General features: G+C 71.7%; 8 protein-coding genes. 2 read left to right on the top strand and 6 right to left on the bottom strand.

What is annotated here, in order from left to right; all coding sequences use genetic code 11:
- The first annotated feature begins 285 nt into the window (after positions 1–285).
- Positions 286–867, top strand: coding sequence for a GtrA family protein (locus E6A26_RS03465; RefSeq protein ID WP_136609777.1), 582 nt, complete (start codon positions 286–288; stop codon positions 865–867).
- Positions 868–941: 74 nt separating this feature from the next.
- On the opposite strand, the gene E6A26_RS03460 is transcribed toward E6A26_RS03465, so the two are convergent.
- The 6 genes from E6A26_RS03460 to E6A26_RS03430 form a co-directional block, all read right to left on the bottom strand.
- Positions 942–2,096: a cysteine desulfurase family protein gene (locus tag E6A26_RS03460; protein WP_136609776.1), complete on the bottom strand. Its 1,155-nt coding sequence runs from the start codon at positions 2,094–2,096 to the stop codon at positions 942–944.
- Complete coding sequence (gene nadC, locus E6A26_RS03455; RefSeq protein WP_136609813.1) at positions 2,093–2,983, bottom strand: carboxylating nicotinate-nucleotide diphosphorylase; 891 nt, start codon at positions 2,981–2,983, stop codon at positions 2,093–2,095. Before nadC ends, E6A26_RS03460 begins: the two co-directional genes overlap by 4 nt.
- Before the next feature lie 130 nt (positions 2,984–3,113).
- Complete coding sequence (locus E6A26_RS03450; protein WP_136609775.1) at positions 3,114–4,892, bottom strand: L-aspartate oxidase; 1,779 nt, start codon at positions 4,890–4,892, stop codon at positions 3,114–3,116.
- Positions 4,889–6,196 carry a quinolinate synthase NadA gene (nadA, locus tag E6A26_RS03445; RefSeq protein ID WP_136609774.1) on the bottom strand — a complete coding sequence of 436 codons (1,308 nt, stop codon included), beginning with the start codon at positions 6,194–6,196 and terminating at the stop codon, positions 4,889–4,891. Before nadA ends, E6A26_RS03450 begins: the two co-directional genes overlap by 4 nt.
- Positions 6,193–6,966, bottom strand: coding sequence for an NUDIX hydrolase (locus tag E6A26_RS03440; RefSeq protein WP_136609773.1), 774 nt, complete (start codon positions 6,964–6,966; stop codon positions 6,193–6,195). The genes nadA and E6A26_RS03440 overlap by 4 nt, the downstream gene beginning before the upstream one ends.
- A gap of 677 nt (positions 6,967–7,643) precedes the next feature.
- Positions 7,644–8,114 (bottom strand): Lrp/AsnC family transcriptional regulator, encoded by a 471-nt coding sequence (locus tag E6A26_RS03430; protein ID WP_136609771.1) that lies wholly within the window; start codon positions 8,112–8,114, stop codon positions 7,644–7,646.
- Positions 8,115–8,382: 268 nt separating this feature from the next.
- On the opposite strand from E6A26_RS03430, the gene E6A26_RS03425 reads away from it, so the two are divergent.
- Entirely contained in the window at positions 8,383–9,756 is a 1,374-nt protein-coding gene (locus E6A26_RS03425; RefSeq protein ID WP_136609770.1) for an amino acid permease, read from the top strand.
- The last annotated feature ends 52 nt before the right edge of the window (positions 9,757–9,808 follow it).

Here is a 9,808-nt window from a genome sequence, read left to right as displayed (position 1 = left end):
TGCGTGCTCATGGTCATCGGCTGGTACGCCTGCCGCGACCGGATCCGGGAGATCGCCGCCGCCCGTGAGGGCTACACCGGCACCGCACCCGTCATCGCCAACCGACCCACCACCCGCAGATAACCTGACAGCCAGGCACGACGCAGGCACCCTGCCGTCGCGCGAACCGACCCACCACCCGCAGATAACCCGGTGGCGAGGGCACGACGCAGACACCCGCCGTCGTACAGCTAGTCATCCGTTCAGCACAGCACAGCCACAGCAAACCCGTGAGAGCCTAGATGCATGGATCAGCAGTGGCCGTCGACCGAGGCCCCGACAGGGGCGGCGCACCCCGCGCCGACCTCCGATCGGGGCCTCGGTCGCGAGACGAATGGCGGGAGCGAGTACGGCGTCGAGCGGCGGACGGGTCGCGGGCGCCGAGAAACGCGCGGCCCTGGCAGTCTGCTCCGCGCTGCATGGAGCCGCCCGATCGTCCGGCAGCTCACTCGATTCACGGGCGTGGGCATCGTGTGCACACTGTCCTCGCTCGCCTTGTACGCGCTGTGCCGTCCGTGGCTCGGGCCGCAGCTCGCGAACGCCGTTGCGCTCATCGCGACCTCGGTCATGAACACCGCGCTCAACCGGCGCTTCACATTCCGCATCACCGAGCGCCGCGGCCTCGCGCAGGACCACTTCAACGGCCTCGTGGCCATGGGCGTCGCTCTCCTGCTCACGAGCGGGAGCCTCTGGGTGCTCCTGTGGATCAATCCCCTCGCGGGCGTCGCGGCCGAGCTCTGGACCACAACCGTCGCGGGCTGGGTGGCGACCGCCGTCCGCTTCTCGCTCCTGCGGCAGTGGATCTTCCGCCGCGCCCGCAACGCCTAACCTGCTGGCTGAGCCCCGACGCGGGCGAGTCCCATAGCCTTGGCCCCCGTGCCCGGAACCTCTGCCCCCTAACGTCAGCGGGCGATCGCTGTCACCGCGGCGTAGGCCTCGCCGAGGGCGACCGCAGCCTGGTCGAGTTCCTCTCGCGTCACCGAGGGCGGCAGCGTGAAGCGCACCGCGGTCTGAGCCGTCTCCGCGTCGAGGCCGAGAGCGAGCAGCACGTGAGAAGGGTCGCTGGATCCCGCAGCGCACGCAGACCCCGACGAGCAGACGACGCCCCTCCGCTCGAGCTCGAGCAGCACGGACTCGCCGCTCACGCGCGGGAAGCAGAAGGACGCGCTCCCGGGCAGCCGATCCTCGGGAGATCCCGTGAGCAGCGCCTCGGGAACGAGCTCCACGACGCGCGCCACGAAGTCGCGCCGAAGCGCCGCGAGGCGAGGGGCCGCCGTCGTCCGTTCTGCCTCGGCGAGGCGCAGCGCGGTGGCGAGCGCGACGGCTCCAGCGACGTTCTCCGTGCCGGAGCGCACGCCGCGCTCCTGCCCGCCGCCGTCCACGAGCGGCTCGACGCTCACGCGACCCGCGACGAACAGCGCGCCCACTCCCTTGGGGGCGCCCAGCTTGTGGCCCGAGATGCTGAGCGCGTCGACGCTGAGCTCGCGCACGCCGAGCGGGAGCACGCCCGCCGCCTGGACCGCGTCTGTGTGGAATGGGACACGCGCGGCACGCGCGATCGCTGCGAGCTCGGCGATCGGCTGCACCGTGCCGACTTCGTTGTTCGCGTACATGACAGACGCGACGGCGGTTTCAGGGCCGACGACGGCGGCGAGCGCCTCGGGGGCGACGCGCCCCTCGCGATCGACGGGGACGACGTCGACCGCGAAGCCATGCAGGCGCGCAAGGCTCCGCGCGGACTCGAGAACCGCGGGATGCTCGACGGCGCTCACCGCGATGCGGTTCCGGCGCGGGTCGGCTGAGCGCCGCGCGAGAGCGATGCCCTTGACGGCCAGATTGTCTGCCTCGGTCCCGCCGGACGTGAACACGACCTCCGACGGTCGGCATCCGAGGACCCCCGCGACGTCGGCCCGCGCCGCCTCGAGCGCGGTGTGGGCCCGTTCCCCGAGCTCGTGATGGCTCGACGGATTGCCGAAGTCGCCCGTGAGGTACGGCCACATGGCCTCGAGGACCTCGCGGCGCACGGGCGTGGTCCCCGCCGCGTCGAGGTAGATCACGGCCGGCTCGCCCCCGGGTCCTCGCCCCCGACCTCGAGCACGACGTCGAGGCCCAGATCGAGGTTCGCCACGGAGTGCGTGAGCGCGCCGACGGACACGAGGTCCACCCCGCTCGCCGCGACCTCCGCGACCGTGGCGAGGTTCACGCCGCCGCTGGCCTCGACGATCGCTCGACCGGCCACGAGCGCGACGCCCTCGCGGAGCTGGTCGGGCGTGAAGTTGTCGAGCATGATGGTGTCCACGCCGGCGGCGAGGACGGGCTCGATCTGTTCGATCGAGTCGACCTCAACCTCGAAGTGCGTCGTGTGGCCGAGACGCTCGCGGGCGGCCCGCAGCACGTCCGTGAGCCGCGCGGGGTCGCCGCCCGTGAGGACCGCGAGGTGGTTGTCCTTCGCGAGGACGGCGTCGGAGAGGCTGTAGCGGTGGTTCCGGCCGCCGCCGCAGCGCACCGCATAGCGTTCGAGCTCGCGCAGCCCGGGCGTCGTCTTGCGCGTGTCCACGATTCGAGCCTTCGTCCCCTCGGCGAGCGCGACGTACCGGGCTGTGAGGGCCGCGATCGCGCTCATGCGCTGCACCAGGTTGAGCACCACGCGTTCCGCCGTGAGGATCTCCCGGGCCTTGCCGGACACCCGAGTGAGGACGGCGCCGGCGTCGAACGGCTGCCCCTCGGCCACGAGCAGTTCCACGCGGGCCTCCGGGTCGTGCAGCCGGAAGCCTGCCTCGACCACCGGGCCGCCCGAGAACACGCCGGGCACGCGGGCACGGAGCTCAGCCGTGGCCCGCGCGGACTCCGGGATGAGCACGAGCGACGTGAGATCGCCCTGCGGCGCGTCCTCCGCGTACGCGGCCTCGAGGACCCGGCGCAGGCCGTGCGCCGTGAACGGCATGGGGGCGGGCTTCGGGGCCGGGGCCGAATCCAAGGTCTGGGCTGAATCCAAGGTCTGGGCTGAATTTACAGTCGGGGCTGGCTGTGCGGCCTGCGCCGTCTCCAGGACGGGCTGGGGGTGGAATGTCATGTCACGAGTTCCTTCCTGCGAGCACGCGCCCGCGGACGACGTCGAATCCCGCTTCGGCGGACTGCTCGCCCGAGCGGTGCTCACAGCTGCGGCGGTCCGGGAAGTCGAGGCGGTAGTGGGCACCGGCCGACTCCTCGCGGGCGGCGGCAGCCGCGACGAGGAGCCTCGCGACGGTGAGGAGGTTGGCGGTCTCGGGGTCGGCGTCCCCGTTCTCCGGCCCGGGGCGCCAGCCCGCGAGCGCGCGGGCCGCCCGGGCGAGCCCGGTCGCGTCGCGGAGCACCCCGGCGTCGGCCTCCATGCGGGCTGCGAGTTCGCCGCGGGCCACGGGCTCGGCGGCCGCGTCGGCCTCTGCAGCAAGGCAGAGCGGCTCCCCCGCGCGCGGCGCGGGACCAGCCCAGCCTGAGCCTGATGAGCCGGATTGGCCCAACAAATCAAGCTGGCCAGACCCGGATTGGCCGCCCATGAAGTGCTCGACTGCCCGGGCCGCGAACACGACGCCCTCGAGGAGCGAGTTCGACGCGAGGCGGTTCGCCCCGTGCACGCCCGTGCACGCGACCTCGCCTGCTGCATACAGGCCGGGGACGCTCGTCGCGCCGTCGAGGTCCGTCGCGACGCCGCCCATCCAGTAGTGGGCTGCGGGTCCGATCGGCAGCGGCTCGCGCCGCCAGTCGAAGCCAGCGGCGCGGGTCATCGCGTCGAGACCCGGGAAGCGCCGCGCCAGGAAGCCGGCTCCGCGGACCTTCTCAAGGCCTGTGGCGTCGAGATAGGCCTGGCCACCGCCCGCGCGCCGGTGGAGGGCGAGGGCACGCGAGACGGCGTCGCGCGGGGCGAGCTCGCCGAGGGGGTGGTAGTCCGCGACGAAGCGCCGTCCCGAGGCGTCCCGGATCACGGCGCCCTCGCCGCGGACGGCCTCGGAGACGAGCGAAGATCGCAGCGTCCCGTCGGCGGCGCGAACCTGGAGGGCCGTCGGGTGGAACTGGTAGAACTCGAGATCGCGCAGCACCGCGCCGGCGCGGAAGGCGAGCGCCACGCCGTCGCCAGTCGCGACCGCGGGATTCGTGGTCTGGGCGAACAACTGGCCCGCTCCCCCGGTGGCGAGGAGGACGGCGTCGGCGGCCACGCGCCGTCGTACGCTGGCAGCCGGTCCCACAGCCGGGCCCCAAGCCGGGCTATCCCCGCTCGCGGACCGCGAGCAGCCGTCCGCGACGTACTCGACGGCCGCGACCGCGCCGCAATCCAGCACAAGCTCGGTGGCCGTCGCGCGTTCGATGACTTCGACGCGGCCCTCCGCCTGGAGCCCGCGGAGCCGCGCGATGAGCGCGCGCGTGATGCCCGCGCCGCTCGCGTCGCCGCCGGAGTGCAGGATGCGGGGGAAGGCGTGCGCGGCCTCGAGTCCGAGCGCGAGTCGGCCGTCCTCAGCGCGGTCGAACGCGACGCCGTGGGCGAGGAGAGCGTCCACGGCACTCGCGGCGCGGCCGACCATGACGTCGACCGCCGCTTGCGTTCCGAGCCCCGCGCCCGCTGTCATCGTGTCCGCCGCGTGGCTCGCGACGCTGTCCCCCGGCGCGCACTGGCCCGCCGGCAGGACGGCCGCGAAGCCGCCTTGGGCAAGCATGCTGTTGCTGTCGCCGAGGCGCGCCTTCGTGAGAAGGACGACGGCGGCGCCCGCCTCGGCGGCGGAAATCGCACCGAAGAGCCCCGCGACCCCACTGCCGACGACGACGAGGCGCCGCGCGGAGCGGCCCCTCGCGTCGCGCGGCGCGAAGCCGGCCGTCGTCACGGCCGCGCCGCCAGCATGCGCTCGAGCGCGACGCGAGCGGTGTCGGCCACGTCGGCGGCCACCTCGATCCGGTTGCGGACCTCGCCCCCGACGAGGCCCTCGAGGACCCACGCGAGGTAGCCGGGGTGGATGCGGTACATCGTCGAGCAGGGGCAGATGACGGGGTCGAGGCAGAAGATCGTGTGCTGCGGGTATTCGGCCGCGAGACGGTTCACGAGGTTGACCTCGGTGCCGATCGCGAAGACGGTCGGCTCGGTCGCGGCGGCGATGGCCTTGCGGATGTAGTCGGTCGAGCCGTACTCGTCGGCTGCGTCGACGACCTCCATGGGGCACTCGGGGTGCACGATGACCCGCACGCCCGGGTAGTCGGCGCGAGCCTTCTCGATCTGCGCAACGTTGAAGCGGCGGTGCACCGAGCAGAAGCCGTGCCACAGGATCACGCGGGAGTCGCGCAGGGTCTCGGGGTCGGTGCCGCCCCACGGCTTGCGCGGGCTCCACATCGGCATCTGCTCGAGCGGGACGCCCATGGCCTTGGCCGTGTTGCGGCCCAGGTGCTGATCCGGGAAGAACAGGACCCGCTGCCCGCGCTCGAACGCCCACTCGAGCACGGTCGCGGCGTTCGAGGACGTGCAGACGATCCCGCCGTGCTCGCCGCAGAAACCCTTGAGCGCGGCGGAGGAGTTCATGTACGTGACCGGGATGACCGGGACGCGGCCGTCGGCGTCCGGCTCGGTGCCGAAGAGCTCCTCGAGCTGGTCCCAGCACTGCTGGACCGAGTCGATGTCCGCCATATCCGCCATCGAGCAGCCCGCGGCGAGGTTCGGGAGGATCACGGCCTGGTCGTCGCGGGAGAGGATGTCCGCGGTCTCGGCCATGAAGTGCACGCCGCAGAACACGATCGCCTCCGCGTCGGGGCGGGTGAGGGCCGCGTTCGCGAGCTGGAACGAATCGCCCACGAAGTCGGCGTGCTCCACGACCTCGTCGCGCTGGTAGAAGTGGCCCAGAACCACGACGCGGTCGCCGAGCGTCTCCTTCGCCGCGCGGATGCGAGCGTGGAGCTCGTCCTCGCTAGCATCCTTGTACTCCTGCGGCAGCTGGCCCTGGCGCGGGGTCGACGCTGGCGCGACATCTGCGCTCGAGGCCCCCGGACCGTAGGCGGGCATCCCGCGGAGGGCCTCGGCGGCGTCGAACTCCCACGGGCCCTGGGCGAGGTCGGAGCTGCACGTGCTCGCGGCGCCCTCGGCGGTCCGGTGCTCCGCCTCGTCGCGCGTGATGAGGCTGATGGCGGTGGCGACAGAGGTCATGGCGTGCTCCTGGTCAGGCGATAGGGTTCGAAGGCGGGGGCGGTTCTGGCCGGACCCGTGTAGCGGTACAGGCGGGGAGGGCGGTGGCGGCCGCCCTCGAGGAACTGGTCCGTCGCCTCGATCTGGGGGACCGACTTGAGCTGGCGGCGGAAGTTGGCCGGGTCGAGCTGTCGGCCCAGGACGGCCTCGTAGACCTCGCGAAGCTCCGCGAGGGTGAAGGTCTCGCCGAGGAAGTGGTACGCGATCTGCGCGTACTCGAGCTTGTTGCTGAGGCGCCACAGGGCGTAGTCGATGATCTCGCGATGGTCGAACGCGAGGCCGCCCTCGCCCTCACCGGCCGTGTCGGCGCGATGCCACGCCACATTCTCCGTTTCCTCCGCGAGGAGCTCGGCCTCCGTAGGGCGGACGAGCGCCCAGTACACGATCGACACCACGCGCTGCGCCGACCGACCCGGGCGGCTCGCCCGGTCCAAGCCTCCGAACGCGTAGAGCTGTTCGAGGTACTCGGGCGCGAGCCCGGTGGTCTCGCGAAGATTGCGGCGGGCGGCGTCCTCGAGCGACTCGACTGCCGTGAGCGGGCCGCCCGGGAGCGCCCACTGGCCCTTGAACGGCTCCTTCACCCGCCGCACGAGCGGGAGCCACAGGGTCGGCTTGCCGGCGGCGCGGGCAGGCTTGAGCGCGAAGATCACCGTGGAGATGGCCAACGACGGCGGGAGCTGGGCGCGCTCGGAGACGTTCGCCCCGAACGGGCCCGCAAAGACCGTGCTCATGGCGCCTCTCGTCCTAGGGCTTGGCCGCAGGCTTGCGGCTGCTGGCGTGGCTGCAGCGTTCATGGTCACTGCATCGTCACGGAAACGTTCATCGTCACTGCGACGTTCATCGTCACTGCGGCGTTCATCGTCAGTTAAAGTCAAGCTGACTCTAAGTCATCATACGCCCGGGCGGAGCTTCGGGGCAAAAGGTGACGCGCGCCGTCGTCCGCGAAGCGCCGAGAGCCCGCCAGCCCCGCGCAAGCCCCGCCCCCCGGCCGCCAGCCCCGCCAGCCCCGTCAGCGCCTTAGCGCCGCCCCCTTTCGTCTCGGTACAGAAACTCGAGACATTTGCCATTTCGGGTACAGATACCTCCTCGAAATGAGGCGGGCCGCGCCGATCTCCCCAACTTCAAGCACGACGACGACGCGACCTACCGGCGATTTCCGGCGACTCGCCGGGGATTGAAGGTTGAAGCTGGGGAAGCTGGCACAGGACCAGGGTCCGGTGCGCACGTGCGCGATGGCGGACGACGGCGGGGGAAGTTCGCGTACCCGAAACCAGCCCGACGCAAAGTTCGCGTACCCGAAACCAGCCCGACGCGAAGTTCGCGTACCCGAAACCCGCCAGACGCGAAGTTCGCGTACCCGAAACGGGTGGGGGTGGGGGGGCGGGGTGCCGCGCGTGGGGGGCGCGCGTCAGGTGCGCGCTGCCGCCTCAAGGAGTGGAAGCGTCCGCCCCTCGAAGTGCGTGTTGAGCACGATCACGGTCGAGGACCGCACGACGGCCCGCGTGGCCATCATGATGTCGAGCACCCGCTGGAGGTCCGAATTGGAGCGCGCGGCGACGCGGGCCAGAAGGTCGCTGTCGCCGGAGACCGTGTGCACCTCGATCACCTCGGGGATGTCTCCGAGGGCCTTCGAGACCGCGTCGTGGCCGAGGTCCTGGTTGATGGTGAGGAAGCAGAAGGCGACGACCGGGAAGCCGAACGCCCGCGGCTCGGGCTGCGGCACCCACCGGCCGATCACGCCGTTTCCCGTCATCCGGTCGAGCCTCGCCTGGACCGTGGCGCGCGCGACCTTGAGCAGGCGCGACGCCTCGAGCACGGACATGCGCTGCTCCTCGGTGAACAGCCGGACGATCTTCGCATCGAGTTCGTCAATCCGCATGCTTTCCTCCCTGGCGCGGCACCAGCGCCGCCCTCGCGCCCACTTCCTGGCGACGTCACAGCCGATGCTACAGATTGATGCACACTCGCACATGCACTGCGCATTCTGCTCAGGATCGCGTCGTGTCTCGGGCGACGCGCGAACAGACTGCCAAGCCCCGTGATACGCGCCACACAACCGCGAAATTTCCCGCTATTCTCGTCAGCGTCCCTGGCCCGACGCTCCCCCGCGCGGGCCATCGAAGAACCGAAGAGGGTCAATGACACCTATGCAGACTGCAGAAGCGAGCACGACGACGACGTCGACGCTCGGGGCCGCTCTCAAGCCCCGGCAGCTCACCATGATGGGGCTCGGAAGCGCGATCGGCGCGGGCCTGTTCATCGGCTCGGGCGCCGGCATCCAGGCCGCCGGCCCCGCCGTCCTGCTCTCCTACCTCGTCGCCGGGACGCTCATCATCCTCGTGATGTGGGCGCTCGGCGAGATGGCCGCCGCGAATCCGACGAGCGGCGCGTTCTCCGTCTACACCGCGCGAGCCCTCGGGCCCGTGGCCGGCTCGACCGTCGGCTGGCTCTGGTGGGTCCAGCTGGTGGTCGTCATCGCGGCGGAGGCCCTCGGCGCAGCGGGCCTCCTCGCGACAGTATTCCCCGCGCTCCCTGTGTGGCTCATGGCGCTGCTGTTCGTCGCGGCGCTCACCGCCGTCAACCTGACACGCGTCAAGAACTTCGGCGAGTTCGAGTTCTGGTTCGCCCTCCTCAAGGTCGCGGCGATTGTGGCGTTCCTGCTCGTGGGCGCCGCGCTCCTGTTCGGCTGGATCCCCGGTGTGCAGTCGCCCGGACTCGCGAACTTCGGGGGCGCGGGCTTCGCGCCGCACGGCTTCGAGGGCATCGCGACCGCACTGTTCGTCGTCGCGTTCGCGTTCGGCGGCACCGAGATCGTGTCCGTCGCGGCCGCGGAGACGCGCGATCCGGCGCGCAGCGTCGGCAAGGCCGTGCGCACGGTCGTCTGGCGCATCCTCGTGTTCTACATCGGCTCGATCTTCATCATCGCGGCCGTCATTCCTGCGGGCTCCGCCGGCCTCAAGAGCCCGTTCGCGGCCGTCCTCGACGCCGCGGGCCTCCCGGGCGCCGCAACCGCGATCACGCTCGTGGCCGTCGTCGCCCTCCTTTCGGCGCTCAACGCGAACCTGTACGGGGCGTCCCGCATGGTGTTCTCGCTCGCTGAGCGCGGCGAGGCACCGAGGGCCCTCGCGTCGCTCACGAAGTCGCAGGTCCCGGCCGTGGCCGTGCTCGCAAGTGTGGCGTTCGGCGTGGTCGCGACGGTGCTCGAGATCGCGTTCCCCGACAAGGTGCTCCCGCTGCTGCTCAACATTGTGGGCTCCACGTGCCTCATGGTCTGGGGCTCGGCGCTCGTCTCGCAGCTCGTGCTGCGGCACCGGGCCGATCGCGACGGCGTGGAGCTTCCCCTGCGGATGGCGGGCTTCCCTTGGCTCACGGTCGTGGGGCTCGTGATTCTGGTCGCGATCTTCGTTGTGGGCCTCATCGGCGAGGATTCGCGCCCGCAGCTGCTCAGCACGTTCGCGCTCGTGGCCGTGATCGCCGCGGGCAGCGGGCTGAGGCGCCGCGCGATCGCCGCGAAGTCCTGACCCTGCGGCAGGTGACGAGGCGGGCACCGCGGCGGGCACTCCGGCGAGCACT

This window comes from Sinomonas albida (assembly GCF_004919045.1).
Classification (GTDB): domain Bacteria; phylum Actinomycetota; class Actinomycetes; order Actinomycetales; family Micrococcaceae; genus Sinomonas; species Sinomonas albida.
The sequence above is the reverse complement of the archived record's forward strand: the minus strand, read 5'-3'. Positions and strand labels throughout refer to the sequence as shown.

Bases quoted from the DNA above. Each gene is read 5' to 3' on its own strand.
- E6A26_RS03465 (WP_136609777.1), top strand. From the start codon at position 286: ATGGATCAGCAGTGGCCGTCGACCGAGGCCCCGACAGGGGCGGCGCAC.
- nadC (WP_136609813.1), bottom strand. From the start codon at position 2,983: ATGCCGTTCACGGCGCACGGCCTGCGCCGGGTCCTCGAGGCCGCGTAC.
- nadA (WP_136609774.1), bottom strand. From the start codon at position 6,196: ATGACCTCTGTCGCCACCGCCATCAGCCTCATCACGCGCGACGAGGCG.
- E6A26_RS03440 (WP_136609773.1), bottom strand. From the start codon at position 6,966: ATGAGCACGGTCTTTGCGGGCCCGTTCGGGGCGAACGTCTCCGAGCGC.
- E6A26_RS03430 (WP_136609771.1), bottom strand. From the start codon at position 8,114: ATGCGGATTGACGAACTCGATGCGAAGATCGTCCGGCTGTTCACCGAG.
- E6A26_RS03425 (WP_136609770.1), top strand. From the start codon at position 8,383: ATGCAGACTGCAGAAGCGAGCACGACGACGACGTCGACGCTCGGGGCC.